23 protein-coding genes and 2 tRNA genes are annotated in these 23026 nt (G+C 68.0%); 16 read left to right on the forward strand and 9 right to left on the reverse strand.

Annotated elements, in window-relative coordinates; translation table 11 throughout:
• Positions 1–14 precede the first annotated feature (14 nt).
• The 7 genes from AC3WPZ_RS01565 to AC3WPZ_RS01595 all read left to right on the forward strand — a co-directional run bounded on the left by AC3WPZ_RS01565 (position 15) and on the right by AC3WPZ_RS01595 (position 5256).
• Entirely contained in the window at positions 15–911 is an 897-nt protein-coding gene (locus AC3WPZ_RS01565) for an alpha/beta fold hydrolase (RefSeq protein ID WP_444686879.1), read from the forward strand.
• Positions 908–2002, forward strand: a complete 1095-nt coding sequence (locus tag AC3WPZ_RS01570; RefSeq protein WP_444686878.1) for a tartrate dehydrogenase — start codon at positions 908–910, stop codon at positions 2000–2002. The genes AC3WPZ_RS01565 and AC3WPZ_RS01570 overlap by 4 nt, the downstream gene beginning before the upstream one ends.
• Positions 2003–2274: 272 nt before the next feature.
• Positions 2275–2547, forward strand: a complete 273-nt coding sequence (locus AC3WPZ_RS01575; RefSeq protein ID WP_066158910.1) for an HU family DNA-binding protein — start codon at positions 2275–2277, stop codon at positions 2545–2547.
• 22 nt (positions 2548–2569) lie between these two features.
• A tRNA-Val gene (locus tag AC3WPZ_RS01580) sits at positions 2570–2645 on the forward strand.
• Between the two features lie 74 nt (positions 2646–2719).
• The gene (locus tag AC3WPZ_RS01585) at positions 2720–4639 is read left to right on the forward strand and encodes a SurA N-terminal domain-containing protein (protein WP_444686877.1); all 1920 of its coding nucleotides are present in this window, start codon (positions 2720–2722) and stop codon (positions 4637–4639) included.
• Positions 4640–4675: 36 nt separating this feature from the next.
• Positions 4676–4751, forward strand: a tRNA-His gene (locus AC3WPZ_RS01590).
• A 202-nt stretch (positions 4752–4953) separates the two neighbouring features.
• A complete protein-coding gene (locus AC3WPZ_RS01595) occupies positions 4954–5256 on the forward strand; it encodes a hypothetical protein (protein WP_382320536.1) in 303 nt (100 codons plus the stop codon).
• A 53-nt stretch (positions 5257–5309) separates the two neighbouring features.
• Here AC3WPZ_RS01595 and AC3WPZ_RS01600 read toward each other — a convergent pair whose 3' ends face one another.
• Entirely contained in the window at positions 5310–5510 is a 201-nt protein-coding gene (locus AC3WPZ_RS01600) for a hypothetical protein (RefSeq protein WP_444686876.1), read from the reverse strand.
• A 99-nt stretch (positions 5511–5609) separates the two neighbouring features.
• Between AC3WPZ_RS01600 and AC3WPZ_RS01605 the strand changes: the two genes are divergently transcribed.
• A complete protein-coding gene (locus tag AC3WPZ_RS01605) occupies positions 5610–6053 on the forward strand; it encodes a helix-turn-helix domain-containing protein (RefSeq protein WP_444686875.1) in 444 nt (147 codons plus the stop codon).
• 24 nt (positions 6054–6077) lie between these two features.
• Here AC3WPZ_RS01605 and AC3WPZ_RS01610 read toward each other — a convergent pair whose 3' ends face one another.
• Together AC3WPZ_RS01610 and AC3WPZ_RS01615 are read right to left on the reverse strand one after the other, a co-directional pair.
• Positions 6078–6866, reverse strand: a complete 789-nt coding sequence (locus AC3WPZ_RS01610; protein WP_444686874.1) for a class II aldolase/adducin family protein — start codon at positions 6864–6866, stop codon at positions 6078–6080.
• A 62-nt stretch (positions 6867–6928) separates the two neighbouring features.
• The gene (locus AC3WPZ_RS01615; protein ID WP_444686873.1) at positions 6929–7897 is read right to left on the reverse strand and encodes a Bug family tripartite tricarboxylate transporter substrate binding protein; all 969 of its coding nucleotides are present in this window, start codon (positions 7895–7897) and stop codon (positions 6929–6931) included.
• A gap of 155 nt (positions 7898–8052) precedes the next feature.
• Here AC3WPZ_RS01615 and AC3WPZ_RS01620 point away from each other — a divergent pair, with 155 nt between their 5' ends.
• Together AC3WPZ_RS01620 and AC3WPZ_RS01625 are read left to right on the forward strand one after the other, a co-directional pair.
• The gene (locus tag AC3WPZ_RS01620) at positions 8053–8973 is read left to right on the forward strand and encodes a LysR family transcriptional regulator (protein WP_492437851.1); all 921 of its coding nucleotides are present in this window, start codon (positions 8053–8055) and stop codon (positions 8971–8973) included.
• A 98-nt stretch (positions 8974–9071) separates the two neighbouring features.
• Positions 9072–11063: a LamG-like jellyroll fold domain-containing protein gene (locus AC3WPZ_RS01625; protein WP_444686871.1), complete on the forward strand. Its 1992-nt coding sequence runs from the start codon at positions 9072–9074 to the stop codon at positions 11061–11063.
• A gap of 26 nt (positions 11064–11089) precedes the next feature.
• Here the strand turns inward: AC3WPZ_RS01625 and AC3WPZ_RS01630 are convergent, their stop codons facing one another.
• A complete protein-coding gene (locus AC3WPZ_RS01630; protein ID WP_382326409.1) occupies positions 11090–11866 on the reverse strand; it encodes an IclR family transcriptional regulator in 777 nt (258 codons plus the stop codon).
• A 155-nt stretch (positions 11867–12021) separates the two neighbouring features.
• On the opposite strand from AC3WPZ_RS01630, the gene AC3WPZ_RS01635 reads away from it, so the two are divergent.
• From AC3WPZ_RS01635 to AC3WPZ_RS01660, 6 genes are read left to right on the forward strand one after another with little or no spacing between them, the layout of a single operon-like run.
• Complete coding sequence (locus tag AC3WPZ_RS01635) at positions 12022–12822, forward strand: alpha/beta fold hydrolase (protein WP_444686870.1); 801 nt, start codon at positions 12022–12024, stop codon at positions 12820–12822.
• Between the two features lie 25 nt (positions 12823–12847).
• The gene (locus tag AC3WPZ_RS01640) at positions 12848–14356 is read left to right on the forward strand and encodes a carotenoid oxygenase family protein (RefSeq protein WP_382156849.1); all 1509 of its coding nucleotides are present in this window, start codon (positions 12848–12850) and stop codon (positions 14354–14356) included.
• Positions 14357–14367: 11 nt separating this feature from the next.
• A complete protein-coding gene (locus AC3WPZ_RS01645) occupies positions 14368–15057 on the forward strand; it encodes an alpha/beta fold hydrolase (RefSeq protein ID WP_444686869.1) in 690 nt (229 codons plus the stop codon).
• Positions 15054–16241, forward strand: coding sequence for a CaiB/BaiF CoA transferase family protein (locus AC3WPZ_RS01650; RefSeq protein ID WP_444686868.1), 1188 nt, complete (start codon positions 15054–15056; stop codon positions 16239–16241). The genes AC3WPZ_RS01645 and AC3WPZ_RS01650 overlap by 4 nt, the downstream gene beginning before the upstream one ends.
• Positions 16238–17239 carry an NAD(P)H-dependent flavin oxidoreductase gene (locus AC3WPZ_RS01655; protein WP_382156854.1) on the forward strand — a complete coding sequence of 334 codons (1002 nt, stop codon included), beginning with the start codon at positions 16238–16240 and terminating at the stop codon, positions 17237–17239. The genes AC3WPZ_RS01650 and AC3WPZ_RS01655 overlap by 4 nt, the downstream gene beginning before the upstream one ends.
• 29 nt (positions 17240–17268) lie before the next feature.
• Positions 17269–18228 (forward strand): Bug family tripartite tricarboxylate transporter substrate binding protein, encoded by a 960-nt coding sequence (locus AC3WPZ_RS01660; protein WP_444686867.1) that lies wholly within the window; start codon positions 17269–17271, stop codon positions 18226–18228.
• 3 nt (positions 18229–18231) lie between these two features.
• Here the strand turns inward: AC3WPZ_RS01660 and AC3WPZ_RS01665 are convergent, their stop codons facing one another.
• The 5 genes from AC3WPZ_RS01665 to AC3WPZ_RS01685 form a co-directional block, all read right to left on the reverse strand.
• The gene (locus AC3WPZ_RS01665; RefSeq protein WP_382156858.1) at positions 18232–19242 is read right to left on the reverse strand and encodes an ABC transporter substrate-binding protein; all 1011 of its coding nucleotides are present in this window, start codon (positions 19240–19242) and stop codon (positions 18232–18234) included.
• Between the two features lie 11 nt (positions 19243–19253).
• Complete coding sequence (locus AC3WPZ_RS01670) at positions 19254–20405, reverse strand: FAD-dependent oxidoreductase (RefSeq protein ID WP_444686866.1); 1152 nt, start codon at positions 20403–20405, stop codon at positions 19254–19256.
• A 57-nt stretch (positions 20406–20462) separates the two neighbouring features.
• Positions 20463–21440 carry a cupin domain-containing protein gene (locus tag AC3WPZ_RS01675; protein ID WP_444686865.1) on the reverse strand — a complete coding sequence of 326 codons (978 nt, stop codon included), beginning with the start codon at positions 21438–21440 and terminating at the stop codon, positions 20463–20465.
• A 22-nt stretch (positions 21441–21462) separates the two neighbouring features.
• A complete protein-coding gene (locus AC3WPZ_RS01680; RefSeq protein WP_382156864.1) occupies positions 21463–22308 on the reverse strand; it encodes a plasmid replication/partition related protein in 846 nt (281 codons plus the stop codon).
• 77 nt (positions 22309–22385) lie between these two features.
• On the reverse strand, positions 22386–23026 hold a 641-nt coding region (locus tag AC3WPZ_RS01685; RefSeq protein ID WP_492437855.1), incomplete at its 5' end, for a helix-turn-helix domain-containing protein.

Raw genomic sequence — 23026 nt, forward strand, 5'->3', positions numbered from 1 at the left:
CTATGCTGGCGCCCATGTTGAACGGATTCCTCCCCCACACCGTGCACCGCGATGGCGTCGCCCTGCACACCCGCATCGGCGGGGAAGGGCCGCCCTTGCTGCTGTTGCACGGCCACCCGCAGAGCATGGCCATGTGGCACCGCGTGGCGCCCACCCTGGCCCGGCACTTCACCTTGGTGCTGATGGACCTGCGCGGCTACGGCGATTCCGCGCGGCCCGCCGCCGACGCGGGGCACCTCGCCCACAGCAAGCGCGAGATGGCGTTCGACGCCATCGCCGCCATGGCGCATCACGGCTTCGAGCGTTTCGATGTGCTGGCGCACGATCGGGGCGCGCGCGTGGCGCACCGCCTGGCCGCCGACCACCCCGAGGCGGTGAAATGCCTGCTGCTGCTGGACATCGCGCCCACCCTGGCCATGTACGAGCAGACCGGTGAAGCCTTCGCGCGCGCCTACTGGCACTGGTTCTTCCTGATCCAGCCGCCGCCGCTGCCCGAGGCTCTCATCAGCGCCGACCCGGCGCGCTATGTGCGCAGCGTCATGGGCAGCCGCCACGCGGGTCTGGCGCCGTTCAACCCGGCCGCGCTGGCCGAGTACGAGCGCTGCGCCGCGCTGCCCGGCACCGCCGAATCGGTCTGCGAAGACTACCGCGCCAGCGCCACCATCGACCTCGATCACGACCGCGCCGATGTGGCGGCCCACCGCCGGCTCCCGCAGCCGCTGCGCGTGCTGTGGGGTGAACACGGCACGGTGGCACGCTGTTTCGATGTGCTCGCGCTGTGGCGCGAGCGCGCGGCCAAGGTCTCGGGCCACGCCCTGCCGTGTGGCCACTACATCGCGGAAGAGGCGCCCGAGCGCCTCATCGCCGAAGCCCTGTCCTTTTTTCAATCCCCTTCCGAGGAGCAACCATGAGCAAACACCGCATCGCCGTCATCGCCGGGGACGGCATCGGCACCGAAGTCATGCCCGAAGGCATTCGCGTGCTGGAGGCCGCGGCCTCGAAGTTCGGCATCGACCTGCAGTTCGACCACTTCGATTTTTCCAGCTGCGACTATTACGAGCGCCACGGCAAGATGCTGCCCGACAACTGGAAGGACCAGATCGGCGACCACGACGCGATCTACTTTGGTGCGGTGGGCTGGCCCGACAAGGTGCCCGACCACGTGTCGCTCTGGGGCTCGCTGCTGATGTTCCGCCGCGAGTTCGACCAGTACGTCAACATCCGTCCGGCAAGACTCATGCCCGGCGTCACCGCGCCCGTGGTGCGCCGCGACGGCAGCCCGCGCGCGCCCGGCGAGATCGACATGGTGATCGTGCGCGAGAACACCGAAGGTGAATATTCCAGCATCGGTGGGCGCATGTTCCCCGGCACCGAGCGCGAGATCGTGGTACAGGAAACCGTGATGTCGCGCATCGGCGTGGACCGTGTGCTGCGCCACGCCTTCGAGGTCGCGCGCTCGCGCCCCAAGAAGCACCTGACCAGCGCCACCAAGTCCAACGGCATCGCCATCACCATGCCCTACTGGGACGAGCGCGTGGTCGAGATGGCCAAGGAATACCCGGACGTGAAGGTCGACAAGTTCCACATCGACATCCTCACCGCGCACTTCGTGCAACGCCCGGACTTCTTCGACGTGGTGGTCGGCAGCAACCTGTTCGGTGACATCCTCAGCGACCTCGGGCCGGCCTGCACCGGCACCATCGGCATCGCGCCCAGCGCCAACCTCAACCCCACGCGCCAGCATCCCTCGCTGTTCGAGCCGGTGCACGGCTCGGCGCCGGACATCGCGGGCAAGGGGATCGCGAACCCGATTGGTCAGATTTGGTGCGGTGCAATGATGCTCGACTTCCTGGGCCATCGTGGTGCACACGACGCGATCATGCAGGCCATCGAGGCCGTGCTGCAGCCCGGCAGCGGTGCCCCGCGCACCGCCGACCTGGGGGGCCAGGCCGGCACGCGCGACGTGGGCCAGGCCATTGCCGGGGTGCTCGCGGCCTCGTGAAGGAAGGGTGGAGTTGCGACAGATTGTTGCGCGCGACATCCGGTGGATGAAAGCGTCTAGAATCTCGCCTCTTGCGCCGACAGGCACCGGGCCCAGGCTCCTCAGTATTGACAGGGGTTGTGCCCAGTGGGTCTAATCACCCAGCGTTTGCCACGGTGTTGGCATCGTCCTGCGGTCTAGAGCGATTGGGGTTTTTTGCCCGCGGCCCGCGCCGTCTTCGGAAAAAACCTGTCCTTACGGAACATTCATTTCACCTTCAAGAGGGGCTATTTGTGAACAAAACAGAACTCGTCGAACACATTGCCAAGCACGCCGACATCTCCAAGGCGGCTGCAACGCGTGCACTGGACTCCACCATCACCGCGATCCGCACCACGCTCAAGAAGGGTGGCACTGTGTCGCTCGTCGGTTTTGGCTCTTTCGCCGTGACCAAACGCCCCGCTCGCAAGGGCCGCAACCCCCGCACCGGCGCTGAGATTAAAATCAAGGCCGCCAAAGTGCCGAAGTTCCGCCCGGGCAAGGCACTCAAGGATGCGCTGAACTGAAGCGCTCACCGGATTTCCGGTGGGGTGCTTAGCTCAGTCGGTAGAGCGGCGCCCTTACAAGGCGTAGGTCGGCGGTTCGACCCCGTCAGCACCCACCACCATCGAAAAGGCGAACCAGGGTTCGCCTTTTTTGTTGTCGGAAACGGCAGCACCACGTAGCAGGATTCAAGGCATGTTCGATTCCATCCGCAATCACAAGAAGTACCTCATGGGCTTCCTGATGATCCTGATCATTCCCTCGTTCGTGCTGTTCGGCATCGAAGGCTACACACGCTTCAACGAGAGCGGCGCACCAGTGGCTGTCGTCGATGGAAAAGACATCACCAAGGCCGAGTGGGACCAGGCGCACCAGCAGGAGTCTCAGCGCCTGCGCGAAGCGATGCCCTCGCTCGACTCGCGCCTGCTCGACAGCGATGGCGCGCGCTACGCGACGCTGGAGCGCCTGGTGCGCCAGCGCCTGCTGGCCGCCGCCGCGACCAAGCTCAACCTGTACACCAGCGACGCGCGCCTGGCGCGCGACCTGCAGCAGAACGAAGCCATCGCCGCGCTGCGCAAGCCCGATGGCGCGCTCGACGTGGAGGCCTACCGCCAGCTCGTCGCCCGCCAAGGCTTGACGCCCGAGATGTTCGAAGCGCGCGTGCGCGCCGACCTCTCGCAGCGCCAGGTGTCGCAAGGCATCCTCGGTTCGAGCTTCGCGCCCACCGCGCTGGCCAACGTCTCGCTCAACGCCTTCTTCGAACGCCGTGAAGTGCGCGTGGCGCGCTTCGCCGCCAGCGACTTCGCTTCGCAGGTCAAGCCGACCGATGCCGACATCGAAGCCTTCTACAGCGCGAACCAGGCATCGTTCCAGGCGCCCGAGCAGGCCGAGATCGAATACCTCGTGCTCGACGCGGCGGCGCTGCAGAACAGCGTGACCTTCAACGAAGCCGACGTGAAGACTTATTACGAACAGAACGCCTCGCGCCTCTCCGGCGCCGAGGAGCGCCGCGCGCGCCACATCCTGCTGACCGTGCCGGCCGGCGCGCCCGCCGCCGACAAGGACGCCGTGCGCAAGCGCGCCGAAGAACTGCTCGCGCAGGTGCGCGCCAAGCCCGCGAGCTTCGCCGACGTGGCCAAGGCCCAGTCGCAAGACCCGGGCTCGGCCGCCAAGGGCGGTGACCTCGACTACTTCGGCCGTGGTGCCATGGTCAAGCCTTTCGAGGACGCAGTGTTCTCGCTGGCCAAGGGCGCGATCTCCGATGTGGTGGAAACCGACTTCGGTTTCCACATCATCCAGCTCACCGACATCAAGGCGCCGCCGGTGCGCAGCTTCGAATCCATGCGCCCCGAGATCGAAGCCGAGTTGAAAAAGCAACAGGCCCAGAAGCAGTACGCCGAAGCCGCCGACACCTTCAGCAACCTCGTCTACGAACAGGCCGATTCCCTGCAACCCGCGGCCGATCGCCTGAAGCTGCAGGTCCGCAAGGCCACGGTGCAACGCCAGCCGCAACCCGGTGCCACCGGCGCGCTGGCCAGCGAGCGCCTGCTCGGCGCGCTGTTCGACACCGAGTCCATCGACAAGAAACGCAACACCGAAGCGATCGACACGGGTTCGGGCCAACTGGTCTCGGCGCGCGTCGTGAAGCACTCGCCCGCCCACACCCAGCCCCTGGCGGAGGTGCGCGAGCAGGTGCGTGGGCGCCTGGTCGCTCAGCGCACGGCCGAACTGGCGCGCGCCGAAGGCGAGAAGCAGCTGCAGGCCTGGAAGGCGGGCGGCGACGCCAAAGGTCTGGGCAATGCCGTCGTGGTGTCCCGCGAGAATCCGCAAGGCCTTGCGCAGCAAGTGCTGACCGCCGCCCTGAGCGCGGACCCGAAGACATTGCCCGCCTGGACGGGCGTGAACCTGGCCGACCAGGGCTACGCCATCGTGAAGGTGGAGAAGGTGCTGCCGCGCGACGTGCGCGAGGCGCAAGCCCTGGCCCAGGAAGTGCAGCAATACAACCAGTGGTGGGCCTCGGCCGAAAACGAAGCCTACGTCGAAGGCCTCAAGGAACGCTTCAAGGCCCGCATCCTGGTGCCCGAGCCGGCCACCACGCCGGCACCGGCCCGATGAGAGGGCTTCGGTTCGGGCTATAATGCTTAGCTTGCGGTGGCTGTAGCTCAGTTGGTAGAGTCCAGGATTGTGATTCCTGTTGTCGTGGGTTCGAGTCCCATCAGCCACCCCAGATGATTTCCCCAAAAAGCCCGGCTCCTGCCGGGCTTTTTTGTTGGTGGGTTGGATCGCGCCCTCCACGCTGCGCCATCGCAATCTGACCAAGCGCTTACCCGAGTCGCAGGTCTGAGGTCGGGATTTGTACCCATCCTCAGAGATGGGCAGGCATGCAAAGATGGATGGAGACATTCACTCACCCTGTAACAGGAGGGGCGATGATCAAGGTCATGAGCAAGGGTCACCGGAGCGTGCCCGTTATCTGCTGCGACGTTTGCGGGAGCTGGATCGACGACGCCGACGCGGGTGCTGTGGTCTTTCGCAAGATGACCGGTGACGATGACACCTCCGAGGTGCTGCACGCCCACAAGGGGCGCTGCCACGTGGTCGCGGAGGAGCGGTTCGGAGGACAGGTCAAGACCGGGTGGCATGAGCTGCGCCAGCACCTCCAACTCCTCACATTCAACACGGGCGTGCCGCCTGCCGCGCTTCAAAAGATGGATGGCGACAGAGAGTTGTAGCGCCGCGCGGCTGCGGTGGCCCGATCAGGGCATTGCAATGGGGCAGGGGAATTTCACGGCTTGTCCTTCTTCATCAGGCCCAGATCGCGCAGCACCGCGAGGCGGCACACGCTGGCCATGGAGCGTTGCTCCCTGTCGGCCTTTTCTTTGACGCGTTCGAGTTCGTCTGGGAGCAAGCGCAGTGCGATGGGGCGCTCGCTGATCGCGCCGTTGGGTGCTCGTTTGCGTCGTGCGGGCAAGGCGGGTTTGACCATGTTTCACCAGAGCGTGACCGCGTCACTCAGTTAGCATTGAGTAACGGGAAAATACACAAATGACTTAACAGAAGAGCTGAAATTCGCTTATTTTAACAGATGAATGAGAATATTCGCTTACTTCTGGGCGCTCGCTTGCGTGAAGAGCGCGAGCGCCTCGGGCTCTCGCAGCTCGTGTTCGGTGCGTTGGGAGACATTTCGCTTCGCACAGAACAAGACTGGGAACGCGGCGTGTCGGCTGTGAAGTCCGACTTCCTGAACGTCGTGGCCCAACACGGCGTGGACGTTCTTTACGTCGTCACCGGTGAACGACTCTACGCGAAGCTGACCCTCGACCCCATCCAGAGCGCCGTGCTGGGCAGCCTGGCGCAGTGCTCCCCGCAGCGGCAGATGGAAGCGGTCCAGCACATGGCGCTGCTGGCCGCGGGCATGTCGCCCCAGACACCCGCAGGCAGGGGATCCCCTTTGCCTTCGGTGAACAAGCCTGCCGTGAAAAAGCCCGTCCGCGGCGTGGGCGTGGCGAAGGCGCGCAAGGGCAAGTAGCGCACGAGGCGGCCGCCGCCCGCCTCACTCCTTGTAGGAAGGGTCGGTTCGGTCGAGCAGGCGCAGCAAGGCTTGCCAATCACGTCCCTGGATGTAGGACGGTGAGCCATCGAATTGCGCGATGGCGTGTCGGCACACGTCTTCAGCGGGGTAGATGAGTTTCTGGGTGCCCGAGGTGGCGGCGATCTGAATCTGGCAGGCGCGCTCCAGGTAGAACATCAGCTCGAACGCCTCCGGCACGGTGCGCCCCATGGTGAGCAGCCCGTGGTTGCGCAGGATCAGGACGTTCCTGTCGCCCACGTCGGCAATCAATCGCTGTTGCTCGTCGTTGTTCAGGGCGATGCCTTCGAAGTCGTGATAACAGAGCTGCCCGTACACGCGCATGGCGTGTTGCGAGATGGGCAGCAGGCCATCCTGCTGTGCCGCCACCGCCACGCCGGCTGCGGTGTGCGTGTGCAGGACGCAACCCACATCCGGGCGCGCGCTGTGGATGGCGCCGTGAATGACGAAGGCGGCCGGGTTCACGTCCAGCTGCACGTCCTCGGCCAGGTTGCCGTGCACATCCACCTTGACCAGGTTGGAGGCGGACACCTCTTCGTAGAGCAGGCCGAAGGGGTTGATGAGGTAGTGCTCGTGCGACCCTGGAACCCGCGCGGAGATGTGGTTGTAGATCCAGTCGGTCATGCGGAAATGGGCGATGAGCCGGTAGCAGGCGGCCAGCTCCACCCGGGCCCCCCATTCCTCGGGCGACACCTGTTCGCGCAGTTGTTTCCGTTCCTTCAGCAAGACGGCGAGTTCGTCGTTGTTCAGCATTTCAATCTTTCATCGTGGCAGCGAGCGGTGCGCAGGAGCGCCGCACTTCGCAGGCCCTGGTGTCACTCGGCGGAGATGCCCTTTTGCTGAATCAGCTTGGGCCAGTAGTCCGCGTCCTGTTTCCATTGCAGCGCCATGGCGGCGGTGTCGGTGGGCGTCGGAATCAAGCCGAGCTCCAGCAGGCGGCTGTTGACCGACGGGTGGGCCACCGCCTTCTGCAGTTCCGCGCTGAGTCTGGCGATCACGTCCTTGGGCGTGGCGGCGGGAACGACGATGCCTTGCCAGGGCAGCATTTCAATGTCGGCATAGCCCAGTTCGATGAGCGACGGCACGTTGGGCAGCGAGGCGAGGCGGGCCTTGCCGAAGGTGGCGAGGGGCTTGATCTTGCCGGCCTTGATCATGGGCATGGCCGCGACGGTGTCCACCACGATCAGCGGGATCTGGCCGCCCAGCAGGTCCTGAAGGGCGGGCGCGGCGCCACGGTAGGGGGTGTGGACCACGTCGAGCTTGTTGCGGTCCTTGAGCATTTCCATGGCGAGGTGGTGAGGCCCGCCCACGCCGGGCGATCCGTAGCTGAGCTTGCCGGGGTTGCGCTTGATCTCTTCGATGAGCTGGCGCGCATCGGTGAGGTTGGAGGTGGCGTTGACGGCCAGCAACAACGGGAAGCGCCCCAGCAAGGCCACGGGAGCAAAGTCCTTGGACGGTTGGTAGCTGAGCTTTTTGAACAAGGCCGTGTTGTAGACCAGGGTGCCACCATCGACGCTCATCATGGTGTAGCCATCGCCTGCGGCCTTCGCGGTGGCATCGGCGGCAATGACCGTGGCGCCACCCGGGCGGTTTTCGATCAGCACCGGCTGCTCCATCTGGATCGCCAGTTGCGCGCCGACCGTGCGGGCCAAGGCATCGGTTCCGCCGCCCGCCGCATAGCCCACCACCCATTTGATGGGCTTGGTGGGGTAGGGGTCCGCGGCCAGGGCGGTGATCGCCAGCGACGCGACGAGGGCCGCGCCGAGTTGTCTGAAGAGGGGCATGTGTGTCTCCTGGTGGGGCAACGTTGTGGTGTGGCGCAGTCTAGGGACGCCCCATCGCGCCGGACATGCCATGTGGGCCCTGAGGCATACCGAATCGGAATGCTCAAGAACCGGAGCAGACTAAGATCCGATCCCCTTCCTCCAAGGCCGCGGCCATGCCCTCCATGCTGTTGAATCTGCGCGAGCTTCATGCGTTTCAGGCGGTGATCGATGCGGGCTCCCTGAGCAAGGCGGCGGAGAGCCTGCACATCACGCAGCCGGCGCTCAGCCGGATCATTCGGCGGCTGGAGGCACAACTGGGCGTGGCCTTGTTCGAGCGGCACCAGTACGGCGTGGCGCTGACGGACTTCGGCCGGCGGCTGGAGCCTCATGCGAGGCTGATGCTGTCCGAGTCTTCCCGGGCCGTGCAGGAAGTCGATGCCCTGCGCGATCAGCCCGGGGGCGTCGTGCGTTTTGGCGCGGTGGTCAGCGCGCTCGCGAGCTTCGTGCCGGGCGTGGTGGAACGCTTGCTGGCCCGGATGCCGGGTCTGCAGGTGGTCTTGGTCGAAGGGCTCTCGGAAGACCTGCTGCAGCAGCTCGCCCGTGGCGAGATCGACCTGGCCTTGGCGTTTGCCGTGTCCACCTCCGATGACATCACCACCGTTTCCCAGAGCGAATGGCAGGAGGGTTGCCACGTGGTCACGGGAGCCACCCACCGTTTGTGCGGGCGCCAGGACCTGCGCTTGCAGGATTTGCTGGGTGAGGCCTGGGCCCTGGCCCCACGGGGAACGCAGCCGCGTGACGAGTTGAAGCAGATGTACCTGGACCACCACCTGCCGCCGCCGCAGGCCACCGTGGAGTCCCGGTCCATGGCGGCGTTGCGCCAGTTGGTGGCCGGGGGCTCGTTCCTGGGCTGGATGCCTCGGCAGCTCGTGACCTCGTTGTCCGGGCCGGGAGAGGGTGCGATCCGCATCCTGCCTCTGCAGGACGTTCGCTCCGTGCGCCGATTTGCGCTCTATCGGCGTCGCGAGGGCACGCTGTCGCCGGCCACGCTGGCGCTTCGCGACGAATTGCTGGCCTACATCCGCACGCTGTAGGCGCCGGCGCACGCCGTTAAGCCAAAATGGCCGGCGAACGGCAAAGCCTGAACCTCAACCACCGGCGTTGAGCCCCATGGTCGCCGAGGGAGAACACAGTGGCCATCCGCGTCAACGCGCCGTATCAGGCGGTCTACATCCATGAGCCGCTGGGGCATGAGGTCCCGGCACTCAACACGCCATGGTCGGTCGCCGGTCTGTTCCGGTTCGAAGCCGACGTCAACCTCAATACCCTGATCGTCGCCTTGTACGGCACCACGAACGCGGCTTCGTGGGTCGGGCTTTACATGAATTCCGACGGCATCACTTGCCAGCTCGAGGGCTACAACGGCGGGTCGCCCACGGTCAGCTCCAGCTACACGCTGGAGGTGGGCCGGGAATACCGCCTGGCCATCGACTACAACGGCGCGGGCACCGTGCGCATGTTGCTCGATGGCGCGGTGGTGCTCTCCATGGCGTTCGTGCCCAATGCGGGCACGGCCGGCGAGCGCTCGCTGCAATGGGGCGGCTATGGCGAGCTGGCGGGCTACACCGACTGCACGATCGCGCGCTGGCGCATGTGGACGGCCGTGCTGACCGAGGCGGAGCACCGCCGCGAGTACCGCTCGACGGTGCCGTTTCGCACGCGCAACCTGATTCACAACTGGCCGATGGATGCTGGCAGCGGGCGGTTCGACGACACGATGCCCGGCGAGCCTCCCCTGGCGGACAATCCCGCCGACCCGTGCGGCGATGGCAGCGATTTCACCTACCTGCCCAGCATTCTCGGTGTGCCTCAGGTCGTGGACCTGGGCACCTCGGCCACGCCCGGCGCGCGCACCGTCAACGTGCCGCAGTGGGCGGAATTCGTGGCCGTGCACATCGTGGGCAGCGATGACACGGCTGTGCCTTATACCGATCTGGCCTCCATCGCTTCGGACTTCGCGGCAGCCTTCAGCCAAACGGGCAACGGCGCCATCGCCACGGCGGCGGGTGGCTGGGTGTGCACGGCACCGGTGGCGAACTGGGCCGCCGGCCGCAGCGTCACCATCGCCTTCACGCAGGCGAATTCGCTGGCTGGCGCACACGCCTTCGTCTGCTTCATCCAGGACACCACGGGTGTCACCGCGCGTGGCTATGGCCAGGCGACGGGCGATGGCACCACGCCGGGCGTGGCCAGCGCGTCCGGCGTGTCGGGCGGCCTGGCCCTCGCGCTGGACACCCGGCTGAACGCGTCGTCCGGTGCCTTTCCCGGCAACCAGTCGGGCTGGGATTCGGTGCTCACCGGAGAGTCCTCCGGGACCTTCGGCTACTGGGCGAGCTCCCGCCTTCGGTCCAAGCCCATCACGGTCACGGGCACCGAGACGGCCACGACGCAGAACACGTACGCCGGGCCGATCACCCTGGCGACCTGGGCCCCGGCGAGCCTCGCCACGGTTGCGCCAACGGTCGCTTTCCCGGTGGCTGCGGACGTGACCGCCAGCGGCAACAACACCGCGAGCAGCAGCTGGGCGGTCAGCCATCCGGCTGCCGCGGCTGGCGACCTGCTGACCTTCCATCTGGCCTGGGACGACAGCACGGACACCACGTCGGTGAGCGCGCCCACCGGCCCGAACGGTGAAATGGCCACGTCCATCGCGGGCCCGATCGCATCGAGTGGCACGGAGGTGCGGGCGCAGGCCTGGCGGTACATCGCCACGGGCGCCTGGAGTGCCGGCACGCGCACGTTCACGCCGAGTGCCAGCGAGCAGTGGACCGCCGCCGTTCTCAAGGTGCGCGCGGGCGAGTTCGACGCATCGACACCGGTCGGCGCCACCGCCACGCGCGCGAGCGCGGGGGGCGCTGAAACCACGGTGCTGTCGCCCGCCTTCAGCGCGGGCTCGACCGATGGGGGCGGGCGCTTGGTGTGCTGGGGCGCCGTGGACGATGACCCGGTGATCGCGAACGCCAGCGCCTGGTCCACGTTGAACAGCTTGGATCGCGGCGCGGTATCCGGCACGCTCGCGGCGCGCAACCTGGAGGCCACCGACAGCGAGGCCTTCACGGCGGGCGGTTGGCGCATTGCCGGCGACAGCTGGGCCACCCTGGCCTATGTGATTCGCAAGCCCTAGGGCTCGGGGGCCGGGCGCGCGACGATTCACGGGTCGCGCATGGCGTCCTTGATGCTGCGGGCCGCCTGGGCCACCAAGGGCCCGACGCGTTTTTCCAGCAGGGTCTTGCTCAATTGCTGCGAAGGGCCCGCGCAGGAGAGCACGAAGATTTCCGAGCCCGTCACGATGGGCACCGCCGCCGCGCTCAACACGCCGCCGCGCACGCGGCGGGACACGACGAACCCCAGCCGCCTGTACTCCGCATGGACGCGCTCCACGTCCGCGCGGTAGCTGGTCCAGTCCACCGAGGCCATGCGCTGGAGGTTTTTCAGGATGGCGGTGCGTTCGTTGGCCGCGGCGGCCACCAGGTAGGCCAGCCCGAGGGAGGTGGTCTCCATCGCCAGCAGGTCGCCCACGGCCTTGTTGATGGTGATGGTGCTGACGGGCGGGCGGACCACCTCCAGCAGCAGCATGTGGGCGTGTTCGCGCGTGGCCAGCAGCACGGTGACGTCCAGCGTCTGGGCCAGTTGCCGCATGAGCGGGGCGGCGATGCGTTGGATGCCATGCTTTTGCATGGTGATGGAGCCGAAGTTCAGCGTGCGGCCGCCCACCCGGTATTTGCGGACCTGGTCGTCGAACCGCAGGTAGCCCAGCTTCTCCAGGGTGCCGGTGAAGCGCGACACGGTCGCTTTGGGCATGCCGGTGATCTCCACCAGTTCCTGGTTGCCCAGCACGTCCGACTGCTCGAAGGCGGACAGGATGGACAAGCCCTTGGCCAGCGAGGCGACGAACCCCCGGTCGTTCGGGTGGGGAATGGAGGACATGCGCGGTCGGTGTGCGTAGGGGGGCCAGGCGGAGGTCGCCAGCCATGGTATCGAAACACTCGCCATCGGCCACGGAACCCTCTTCAGTTCCGGCATGCGGAACTGAAGCGCATATCGGTCGCCCGAATGCGGGCCGCTTCTTAGAGTTGCACCGCATGAACACCTACCGATTTCCTGACTACGAAGTGGCCGGCGATGCCGACACCACGGTTTTCCTGCTCCACGGCGCGTACGGCAGCCGAGCCTACTTCCGCCCGCTCATCGACACCCTGGTCCGGGCCGGCTACCGGGTGGTGGCCTGGGACGCGCCGGGCTACGGCCTGAGCCCCTTGCCGCAAGGCGGCTTGTCGATCGAAGGCCTGGCCGAAGCCGCCGCGCGCCTGATCGAACGCGAAGGCAGCCGGCGCAATGTGGTGGTGGGCCACAGCATGGGCGGCATCGTGGCGCCACTGGCCTCGCTGCTCTCCCAGGGCCGGGTGCACGGCGTGGTGATCTCGGCCACCGTCGCCACCTTCTCGCGCAAGTCGGCGCAGGACAAGGCGACCTTCGCCGAAGAACGCATCGGCCCTATCCGGCGCGGCCTGCCGTTCAAGGAAGCGGCCTTGCCGGTCATTCGCGGCATGTTGGCGCCGACCTCGTCGGGGCCCCTGGTGGACCTGGTGGTGGACGTGGCCTCCGGCATGCGCGCCGAGACGTTCTGCGCCGCCATCGAAGCCATCGTCGGCTACGACGGCGAGGACAACCTGAAGGCGGTGAACGTGCCGACGCTGCTGATCGCGGGCGCGCAGGACAAGGTGGGGCGGCCAGAGGGCATGCAGTCGCTCACCGCGCTGATTCCCGATTCGCGCTTCGTCTGCATCGACGGCGCCGCGCACTACGCCTTCGCGGAGCAGGCGCCGGCGTTCAACGCCGCGCTGCTGGGCTTCCTGTCCGAGCTGCCCGCCTTGCGCGCCTGAGACCCACAGAAAGAGGAGCATCGACATGAGCAGCACCGTCGTCAACACCGTTCACAGCACCCTCAAGCCCACCGACAACCCGTTTCTGAACGGCGCCTTCCGGCCCAATTTCAACGAGCATGTCGCGCACGTGGGCAGCCTGAAGGTCATCGGGGAGATTCCCAGGGACCTGGACGGCCTCTACATCCGCAACACGCACAACCAGGTGCACGAGCCCATGGGGATCTACCACCCCTTCGATGGCGACGGCATGCTGCACGCCGTGCATTTCCAGAACGGCCAGGCGTCCTACCGCAGCCGCTTCGTGCGCACCACGGGCTTCCTGGCGGAGCAGGCGGCCCAGGCGTCGCTGTGGACCGGCATTCTCGAACCGGACAAGGGCGCGCGGCGCGGCTGGGGCGCGATGGGGTCGATGAAGGACAACGCGGGCACCGACATCATCTGCCACGCGGGCAGGCTGCTGGCCACGATGTCGCAGGGCAGCGAGCCCTGGCGCCTGGACCCGATCTCGCTGGACACGCAGGGGCCTGACGCCAGCTGGGCCCGGCACGTCATGCCGCACGGCATCGGATCGCACTACAAGGTGGACCCGGAGACCGGGGAGATGATGTTCTTCAACTACCCGGAGGTCTGGCCCTACATGCACTACGGCGTGGTGGACCGCCACAACCAGCTGGTGCACTACGTGCCGGTGGAGCTGCCCGGCGCGCGCTGGCCGCACGACCTGGGCATCACGAAGAACTACACCATCCTGCACGACACGCCGCAGTTCTTCGATCCGGCGCTGTTGAAGAAGGGGGTGAGAAAGCTGGCGTTCCACCCGGAGGTGCCGGCGCGCTTCGGGGTGATCCCGCGCCGGGGCAGTGGGGCCGACGTGAAGTGGTTCGAGGCCACGTCCTGCCACATCCTGCACCTGTCCAACTGCTACGAGGACGGCGACGAGATCGTCATGGACGGCTGCATCATGCCCAGGCCCGTGATGCACCCTGTGGGCAAGACCGAAGGCGGTGATGTGTATGCGCGCATGAAGGCGCGCCTGGACAAGCACAACAACCCGACCATGATGCACCGCTGGCGCTTCAACCTGCGCACGGGGCAGACGACGGAGCAGTACCTGGACGACGAGATCACCGAGTTCCCGGTGGTGAGCAACGACTACGTGGGCCGTCCGTACCGCTACAGCTACAACATCCTCTACCAGCCGGGCGAGTGGCTGTTCTGCGGCTTGAAGAAGTTCGACCTGCAGACCGGCGCCACGCAGCGCTTCGAGTACGGGCCCGGCCGTTATGGCAGCGAGCCCCAGATGGCGCGCCGCCTGGGCGCGACGGGCGAAGACGACGGCTACCTGCTGGTCTACGTCACCGACATGGTGCAGGACCGCTCCGAGGCCCTGGTGTTCGACGCCACCGACATCGCCCGAGGGCCCCTGGCCACGGTGATCCTGCCCGAGCGGATTTCGGTGGGTGTGCATGCCTGCTGGGTCGAGGGCGATCGCATCCACGGCGAGCACCGCGACAGCCGCATGCTGCCCTGAGGAAAAAAACCATGGACATCGTCTTCATCCCCGGTCTGAACAACACCGGCGACGTCTTTCGCGACGTGAGCGCCGCATTGCCGGCCCACCTGCGCAGCCATTGCCTGGACCTGCCACCGCTGGAGCACATCGAGGCCCTGGCCGATGCGGTGCTGGCCGCGGCACCGGCGCGCTTCTATCTGGCCGGGTATTCCTTCGGCGGCTATGTGGCCCTGGGCGTGCTCGAAAAAGCGCGCGAGCGGGTGCGGGGCCTGTGCCTCATGGGGTCGAGCGCCCGCGCCGACTCCGACGCGCAGAAGCTCAAACGGCAGCAGGCGATCCAGTCGCTCGACGCCGCGACCTACGTGGACACCGCGTCGTCGTCGGTGGCCCCGTTCCATCCGGACAACCGCCAGCGGCCCGACCTCGTGGCCCGCCGCCGTGAGCTGGCATCGGCCTACGGCGCCCAGCGCTACCTGGCCCATGTGCGCGCCACCCTGCAGCGCCAGGACCGCTCGCACCTGCTGGATGGGTCCGTGCCCATGCTGTGGCTCGCGGGTTCGCACGATGCGGTCGTGCCCGTCCAGCAGCAGGCCGAAGAGGCCGCCCAGGCCCGGCACTGCCGGTACGTGGAGATCCCGGGCGCGGGGCACCTTCTGCCATTGGAGCAACCGCAGGCGGTGGCCGATGCCCTGTCCCACTGGATCGTGCGCACCCCATGAGCCACAACACCACACCACTGGCCATGGACGGCATCCGCGTGCTGGACCTGACCCAGGGCATCGCGGGCCCCTACGCCACCATGCTGATGGCGGCGCACGGGGCCGAGGTGATCAAGGTCGAGCCGCCGGGCGGGGACTGGATCCGAAACGCGCGCAACCAGATCCGGGGGCACGCGCCGGCCGCGATCGCCGTCAACGTGGGCAAACACAGCATCCAGCTCGATCTCAAGAACCCGGGCGAACTCGCCATCGCGCAGCGCATCGCGCAGACCTGCGATGTGGTGGTCGAGAGCTACCGGCCCGGCGTGGTCGAGCGCCTGGGACTCGGTGCCGAACCGCTGTGCCAGGACCGGCCCACGCTGGTCTATTGCTCGGTCACCGGTTTCGGTCGCGACAGCGAGCTCCGGGACCGGCCGGTCATCGACCACGTCGCGCAGGCCTACTCGGGCTGGATGCACGTCAACGCGGACGAGAGCGGCATGCCGCAACGCACGCGCAACGTGGTGCTGGCGGACCAGATCACGGGGCTGTACGCCTACCAGGCCATCGCCAGTGCTGTGCTTCGCCGCTTCCGCTTTGGCACGGGGCAACAGCTGGAGGTGACGCTCGCGGGCGCCATGGCCGCGTTCCTGGCGCCGCGCATCATTTCGAGCGCGCTCAGCGACGGCAAGGTGGGTAACGCGGAATTCACCGCGCCCACCGGGGACTACCCGACCCGGCAAGGCACCCTGGTCGTGGCGGTGCAGAAACCGGCCGACGTGGAGAAGCTGTTTGCGCTGCTGGGGCGGGCGGAGCTGCTGCAGGACGCGCGTTTCTCGACGCCGGCCTCCCGCCTGCAGAACGCCGAGGCCCTGCGGCGCGAACTCGCGGTGGTTCTGCAGGCGCGGACCGCGGCGCAGTGGGAGCAACTGCTCGCGCCCCAGGGTGTGATGGCCTGCGAGGCCCGCGACATTCCCCACTTCCTCGCATCGCAGCACAGCGACGGGCTCGATCTGATCGAAACCCTGGCGCTGCCCGACGCCGGGCCGTGCCCCCTGGTCAGGGTGCCCGGCGCGGCGCCCTGGCATGGGCGCCGCACGCCGCCGCGCTTCCCTCGGGTGGGCGAGGACCTTCAACACATCCTGGACGGGCTGGACGCGATCGACCCTCCGCCGTCCACCGCCATCGATCAACGCATTGCATGATGAAAACAGACACCGTCACGTCCTTCTTCAACCGCACGCCGCTGCGCCTGCCCGTGGTGGCCGCGCCGATGTTCCTCGTGTCAGGCCCTGAGCTGGTGCTCGAAGCCTGCAAGGCCGGCATCGTGGGGGCGTTCCCCACGCCGAACGCGCGCCCCATCGAAACGCTGGAGTCGTGGCTGCTCACCATCACCGAAGGGCTGAGGGCGCACCGGCAGGCCCACCCCGATGCCATCGTGGGGCCGTGGGCCGCCAACGTCGTCACGCACTCGTCCAACGCGCGCCTCTCGCAGGACCTGGCCTTGATCGAGAAGCACCAGCCACCGATCGTCATCACGGCGCTGGGCAGCCCCAAGCCCGCGCTGGAGGTGGTGCACGGCTACGGCGGCATCGTGCTGGCCGATGTCGTCAACCTGCGCCTGGCCAAGAAGGCGGCCGACGCGGGCGTGGACGGCCTGGCCTGTGTCAGCGCGGGCGCGGGCGGGCACACCGGCTGGATGTCGCCGTTCGCCTTCGTCCGCGCGCTGCGCGAATTCTTCGACGGCATCGTCGTCATCGGTGGCGGCATCGCCGACGGCTACAGCGTGGCGGGCGCCACCATGGCCGGTGCCGACCTGGTCTACATGGGCACGCGCTTCATTCCGACGCAGGAGAGCATGGCCTCACCCGCCTACAAACAGATGCTGATCGATTCGACGGCGGAAGACCTCGTCATCAGCAGCGGCATCACCGGCACCCCGGCGAGCTGGCTCAAGCCTTCGCTGCGCGCCGCGGGCCTGGACCCGGACGACCTGCCGCCCACACCGCCCCGGAATTACGACAGCAACCGCTCGTTCACCCAGCGCAAGTGGGTCGATACCTGGACCGCCGGCCAGGGCGTGGGCGCCATCAAGCGCATCAGCCCGGTGGCGGCGGTGGTGGACGAGCTGGAGCGCGAGTACGGGGAAGCGACCCGGCAATGGCGCCGGTTCGGTCAGCGGGCGGCCGAGACCGCGTTGTGATGTTTTGATATGCACCAAGGAGACAAGACGTGAAATTCTGGAAAAACTGGCTGGCGGTGGTGGCACTGGCGGTGTCGGGTTCGGCCACGGCCGCCTGGCCCGAGCGGCCCATCACCCTGATCGTTCCCTTCCCCGCGGGGGGCCTGGCCGATGCGGTCAGCCGCTCGCTCTCCGAGGAGGTCAGCCGCATCCTGGGCCAACCGCTGATCCTGGAGAACCGGCCCGGCGCCAACGGCCGCATCGGCCTGGAGCAGCTGTCGCGCGCGCCGAAGGACGGTTACACCCTCGCCGCGACGGTGCCGGGCATGATGATCTTCCAGCCCCTGACGGAGAAGACCTACAAGTTCGACCCCCTGAAGGACTTCGAGCCCATCACGATCGCGGTGGACACGTACAACGTGCTGGTCACGCACCCGCGCGTCTCGGCCACGGGGGACCTGCGCGAACTCGTGGCCAAGGCCAAGGCCCACCCTGGGCAGATGAACTACGGCACACCCGGTAGCGGCAGCAGCTTCCACTTCAACACCGTGGTGCTGACGGACAAGCTGGGCATCCAGGCCACGCACGTGTCCTACCGTGGGGAGGCGCCGGCGCTGATCGATCTGGCCGGCGGCTCCATCGAGTTCATGCTGGCCGGGCAGTCGGCGCGGCCCTACATCCAGGACGGCAAGATCAAGCCCATCGCCGTGACGTCCCGCCAGCGCGTGGGCATCCTGCCCAACGTGCCGACCTTCGCCGAACTCGGCGTCGATTTCCGGACGGACGGGTGGGTGGGCTATGTGGCGCCCGCCGGTGTGCCCAAGGAGATCCTCGATCGCGTGAGCGAGGCCTTCCGCGCGGCCATCAAGCTGCCCAAGGTGCGCGAGCAGATCGCCGCGATGGGCTACGAGCCCGTGGGCAACTCCCGCGAGGAATTCCGCAGCCTGATCAAGGACCGGCTGGAGCACTACCGGGGGCTGATCCGCTCGGGCGCCGTGAAGATCGACTGAGCCCTAGCGGCCGCCGGGCACGAACTGGTTGGTGTAGAGCTCTTTCACCGGGGTCTCGCGCGGCACCACGCCATTGGTGACGTAGAACTTCTGCAGCTCGGCCAGGCGGGCCTCGTCCATCGTGCCGGGCACCTTCTGCGCGGCATACACGTACTGGTTGAACATCTCGAAAGCCTTCTGGATGTTGGCTTCCTTGCCCTTGTGCACCGGCACGTGCGCCACGTAGGCGGCGGTGGCGGCCTTGGGGTCGGCCATGATGTCCTTCATGCCCTTGAGCGTGGCGCGCACCAGCTTCTGGATCAGCTGCGGGTTCTTGGCGATGGTCTCGTCGGAGGCGAGGATGGCCTGGGCCATGCTCTTGAAGTAGATGTCGGCCGGCAGGATGTCGACCTGCGCGCCGGCCTCCATCGCGCTCACCGTCCAGTCGGGCACCGTGGCCATGGCGGACGCGCGTTTCGCCGCGAACTGCTGCCACACACCGCCCGGGCCGGCGGCCTGGATGTTGACGTCGTTCTTGGTCAGGCCGACCTTGCTGAGCATGCCCAGCAGGGCGTAGTAGGTGGTGTCGGTGTAGGCCAGGACGGTGACGGTCTTGCCCTTGAGTTCGCGCGGGCTCTCGATCTTCTCGTCCTTGTGGCTCACGAGCTGGGTGAGCGAACCGGCGCCGAGCACGGCCACGGCCTTGACCGGGATGCCCTGGGCGCGCGCGATGATGGGGGTGTCGCCGATGGCGCCGCCGATGACGGCGTTGCCGGCACCGATCTGCTTGGCCACGTCCACGCCGCCGCGCGCGGTGACGAAGTTGACCTTGAGGCCTTCCTGCTCGTAGTAGCCCTTGGCCTGGGCCAGCATCCAGGGGCCGAAGGCCGGCAGCGTGGCCGGCGCGGGCAGCAGGTAGGTGACTTCCTGCGCTTGCGCGTGGGTCAGCAGCGGGAACGCGGTGCCGCTGGCCATGAGCAGTGCCAGCACGCTGCGGCGGCTCGTGCGGGCCAGGGGGCGGAACAGTCGGGGCATGGGAAGTCCTTTCAATGGCTGAGGGTGTGAAGCTGGCGGTAGAAGTCGTCCACGTGGGCCTGGGCGCTGGCGGGCAGCGCCTGCAGGGCCTGGGCATGGCGCGCCGGGTCCTGCTCGGCACCGGCGCGGCCCACGCGGTGCGAAGCCTCCTGCACGAAGCGGCACACGGGCGCGCGGCGCTCGCCGAAGCGGGCCAGGACCGCCGGCACCGGCGCGCCGTCTTCGAGCAGGCGGGCGAGCACCACGGCGTCCTGCACCGCGAGGGCGCCGCCTTGTCCCATGAACGGGGTCGATGCGTGGGCGGCATCGCCGATCAGCACCACGCGGCCCTGGTGCCAGGGCAGGGGCATCACCACCTCTTCCACCGCGGTGTAGAGCACCTCGGTGTCGGGCGAGATCTCGTCGAGGAAGGGGCGCACCGGCCCGCCGAATTCGGCGAAGCTCGCGCGCATGGTCTCGGGCCAACTGGCCGGGTCGAACCAGGTGTCCCGGGGCTGCGCCACCGTCCCGAAGATGTAGAGGCGCTCCGGCGAAATCGGCATGATGCCCAGCCGCTTGCCCAGGCCCATCATCATGATCTTGTCCACCAGCGCGGGCGGGCGCGGGTGCACGCTGCGCCAGACGCCGAAGCCCGAGTAGGTGGGCTGCACCTCGGGCCAGAGCAGGGCGCGCAGGCCCGAGCGGATGCCGTCGGCGCCCACCACGAGGTCGAAGGACGCCTCACCGCCATCGGAGAAGCGCACGTGCGCGCCGCCCTCGTCCTGCCGCAGGGACAGCACCGTGGTGCCCAGGCGCACCGGCACCCCCAGCGCGTCGAGCCGGCCGGACAGCACGCGGTGCATCTCGGCCCGCTTGATGCCCAGGATGGCCGGCGCGGGCGGTGAGCCCAGGCTGGGGTAGACCACGTCCACCAGGTGCCGCCCGTCCTGGTCCAGGTAGACGTTGCGGCCGGAGGCGATGGGAAAACCCGCCTCGACCAGGTCCTGCATCGCGCCGATCTGGCGGAAGTGGTCCAGGCCGTTGCTGTAGACGAAGATGCCCGAACTCTGGAAGCGCCATTGCGGCTGCTTTTCAATCACCTCGACCTGCCAGCCGCGCTGCGCGAGCGCCAGGGCGGCGGAACAGCCGGCAATGCCGGCACCAACGATCAGAACTTTTTTCATGGGGAACCAGAAGACCAACGCGGACGCGGTCGATTCTTGGTCAGGCCCCGCCCGTGTTCAACCTTCGGGGCGCCGGATCTGGGCACCGATCGTCCGCGACTTGATGCACTGGCTGGGCGTCTGCCCGGCCCAGCGCTCGAACGCGCGGGAAAACGCCTTCTCCGAGCCGTAACCCACACCCTGCGCCACGCGCCAGACGTCGTCCGCTCCTTTGAGGAATTGCTGGCGCGCGATGCCCATGCGCACCGAGGTGAGGTAGCGCAGCGGGGTGGTGCCCATGAGTTCCACGAAGCGCTCGCTGAACACCGAGCGCGACTGGTGGCTCACGCGGGCCAGGCTCTCCACCGACCACGGCAGTTCCGGGTGGGCATGCATCTGCGCCAGGGCCTTGCCGATGGCCTTGTCGCGCACGCCGTTGAGCCAGCCCTGGGCGCCGGCGGGGCCATGGTGCAGGTGCTCGCGCAGCACGTGCACCAGCAGCAGGTCGGCCATGCGCGCGGTGGACAGCTGCCAGCCGGGGCGCTGCTCGATGGTCTCGTCCACCATGGCCTGGGTGGCCAGCGCCAGGGTGCGCGTGGTGGCGATCTCGGCCGCGCGCAGCACGATCAGCGGCGGCAGCCAGGACAGCAATGAGACGCCCTGGTGCTGCGGCATCCACAGGTGCAGCGAGAAGAGCTCGGTGGCCGCGCCGCCACCGCCGTGGGCGAAGGTGATGGGGTGGTCGCCGTGCGCGCCGCGCATGTGCCGCTGCAGCAGCGAGCGGAACGGCACGGTGTCCAGGCCGATCTCGGAGGCGGCGACGTGGGGGCCGCCCTGCGGCAGCATCACGATGTCGCCGGGCTGCACGTGCACCGCGTCCAGCCCGTCCATCTGGATCAAGTAGGGCTCGCCGGTGCACACGCGCATCAGCAGGCCTTCCACGCCTTCGGAGCGCAGCGCCCACGGCGCCGTGAGCGAGAAGCGCGCCGTCACGGCGCGGTCCGTGCGCAGGGTGCCCAGGACCAGGCTGATCAGATCGCCGGACGAGGTGCCCATGAAGGTCCGGGAGGCGGGGCCGTCAGGCCGACGGCGCCTCTTCCAGTTGCGCCCGCAACGTGGCCACCTGCTCGCGCAGCGCGGTGTTCTCCGCCTGCAGCGCCGCGACCTTCTGGCGCAGGGCCGTGAGTTCATCGGTGCCTGGCTCGGCCGCTTCGCCGGCCGCGTCCGCATCGGCCTCGGGCGGCTTGCGGCGGGCCTCGCGCACGCGCTTGGCCGCGAGCTTGAGCTCGTCCTTGCCGGCCAGGGCGGCGGCCTTCTGTTCTTCCGGCGGCAGGCTGGCCACGGCCGCGGCGGCGTTGAGCGACACGGCCCCGGCCTTGAGCGCGTCCACGAGCTCGGGCGCGGCCTGCTTCTGGATCTTCTCGATCATCACCACCTGGCTGCTGCTCAGGCGCGCGGCCTTGGCGATGTCTTCGCGGCTGTGCAGCGGCCGGGGTTCGAGCGCGGCGACGGCCGGGTTTTGCGCGGCCACGGGCGCGGGGGCTTCCTCATCGGGCGGCAGGTCCTCCGGCGAGGGCGAGGTCGCCAGGATGCGGGTGCGCCGCTCGGCCAGGATCTCGCGCTTGCGCAGGGCCAGCACGCCGCGCTGGAAGTCCGACACGCTGCGCCGGCCCAGGTGCTGGTCGATCATCCACAGGTGCACGTCCTCCAGGGTCTGGAAGCGCGGGTTCTGCACGGTCTGGAAGGGCAGGCCGTGTTTCTGGCAGATGCCGTAGCGGTTGTGGCCGTCCACCAGCACGTCGCCCCACAGCACCAGCGCATCGCGGCAGCCTTCGGCGAGGATGCTGCGCTCCAGCGCATCGTGCTCGTCGGGCGTGAGGGGGTCGATGTAGGCTTTGAGTTCCGGGTTGACGGTGAGGTGCATGGGTCAGGCTGAGGGAGAGGCTTGGGGGCGCGAATTGTAGATGCCCCGCCCCACGCCCGGACCGGGGCGCGGGCGCCTCAGATGGCCGGTGACCGGCCGATGGCCTGCATGACCTCGGCGTCGCTGGTGTGCGTGGGCACCCACAGCACCAGCGCGTCCTCGGGGCTGACCGAGATGCACAGGTGGCCCATGCGGGCGTCGAAGTAGGCGCTGTCGCCGACGTTGAGCACCGTGGGTTCGTAGAACTCGGTGTGCAGCTCGACGGCGCCTTCCAGGACGATCATGAAGTCGTCGCCGTCATGGCGCACCCAGTCGGGGAAATCCTTGGTCGAGCGCGCGTGCACGCGGGCCTTGGAGGGCACCACGTTCTTGTGCGTGAGGTCGGTGCAGAGGAATTCGTGCGTGTAGTTGGTGGCCGTGTGCTGGCGGCCCTGGCCGGCGCGGGTGATGCTGCGCCGGCCCGAGGGCGGCGGCATGGTCCGGGGGGCCAGCAGCTCGTCCATGGGCACGCCCAGGCCGGTGGCCAGCTTGAGCAGCACCTCGAAGGTCGGCGAGGTCTGCTCGTTCTCGATCTTGGACAGCGTGGAGCGCGCCAGTTCGCCGCGCCGGGCCACTTCTTCCAGGGTGAGTTCCTTGTCCGCCCGGATGCGGCGGACGTGTTCGCCCAGCCGGAAGGAGCGGGCGGTCGGCGCACCCCTCGCCGCGGGCGGGGGAGGGG

This window comes from Hydrogenophaga sp. FW305-3-2-15-A-LB1 (assembly GCF_058787875.1).

Bases quoted from the DNA above. Each gene is read 5' to 3' on its own strand.
- AC3WPZ_RS01675 (WP_444686865.1), bottom strand. From the start codon at position 21,440: ATGGGCACCTCGTCCGGCGATCTGATCAGCCTGGTCCTGGGCACCCTG.
- AC3WPZ_RS01610 (WP_444686874.1), bottom strand. From the start codon at position 6,866: ATGCTGAACAACGACGAACTCGCCGTCTTGCTGAAGGAACGGAAACAA.
- AC3WPZ_RS01585 (WP_444686877.1), top strand. From the start codon at position 2,720: ATGTTCGATTCCATCCGCAATCACAAGAAGTACCTCATGGGCTTCCTG.
- AC3WPZ_RS01595 (WP_382320536.1), top strand. From the start codon at position 4,954: ATGATCAAGGTCATGAGCAAGGGTCACCGGAGCGTGCCCGTTATCTGC.
- AC3WPZ_RS01650 (WP_444686868.1), top strand. From the start codon at position 15,054: ATGAGCCACAACACCACACCACTGGCCATGGACGGCATCCGCGTGCTG.
- AC3WPZ_RS01640 (WP_382156849.1), top strand. From the start codon at position 12,848: ATGAGCAGCACCGTCGTCAACACCGTTCACAGCACCCTCAAGCCCACC.
- AC3WPZ_RS01620 (WP_492437851.1), top strand. From the start codon at position 8,053: ATGCCCTCCATGCTGTTGAATCTGCGCGAGCTTCATGCGTTTCAGGCG.
- AC3WPZ_RS01570 (WP_444686878.1), top strand. From the start codon at position 908: ATGAGCAAACACCGCATCGCCGTCATCGCCGGGGACGGCATCGGCACC.
- AC3WPZ_RS01645 (WP_444686869.1), top strand. From the start codon at position 14,368: ATGGACATCGTCTTCATCCCCGGTCTGAACAACACCGGCGACGTCTTT.
- AC3WPZ_RS01630 (WP_382326409.1), bottom strand. From the start codon at position 11,866: ATGTCCTCCATTCCCCACCCGAACGACCGGGGGTTCGTCGCCTCGCTG.
- AC3WPZ_RS01565 (WP_444686879.1), top strand. From the start codon at position 15: ATGTTGAACGGATTCCTCCCCCACACCGTGCACCGCGATGGCGTCGCC.
- AC3WPZ_RS01635 (WP_444686870.1), top strand. From the start codon at position 12,022: ATGAACACCTACCGATTTCCTGACTACGAAGTGGCCGGCGATGCCGAC.
- AC3WPZ_RS01655 (WP_382156854.1), top strand. From the start codon at position 16,238: ATGATGAAAACAGACACCGTCACGTCCTTCTTCAACCGCACGCCGCTG.
- AC3WPZ_RS01605 (WP_444686875.1), top strand. From the start codon at position 5,610: ATGAATGAGAATATTCGCTTACTTCTGGGCGCTCGCTTGCGTGAAGAG.
- AC3WPZ_RS01615 (WP_444686873.1), bottom strand. From the start codon at position 7,897: ATGCCCCTCTTCAGACAACTCGGCGCGGCCCTCGTCGCGTCGCTGGCG.
- AC3WPZ_RS01665 (WP_382156858.1), bottom strand. From the start codon at position 19,242: ATGCCCCGACTGTTCCGCCCCCTGGCCCGCACGAGCCGCCGCAGCGTG.
- AC3WPZ_RS01600 (WP_444686876.1), bottom strand. From the start codon at position 5,510: ATGGTCAAACCCGCCTTGCCCGCACGACGCAAACGAGCACCCAACGGC.
- AC3WPZ_RS01670 (WP_444686866.1), bottom strand. From the start codon at position 20,405: ATGAAAAAAGTTCTGATCGTTGGTGCCGGCATTGCCGGCTGTTCCGCC.
- AC3WPZ_RS01680 (WP_382156864.1), bottom strand. From the start codon at position 22,308: ATGCACCTCACCGTCAACCCGGAACTCAAAGCCTACATCGACCCCCTC.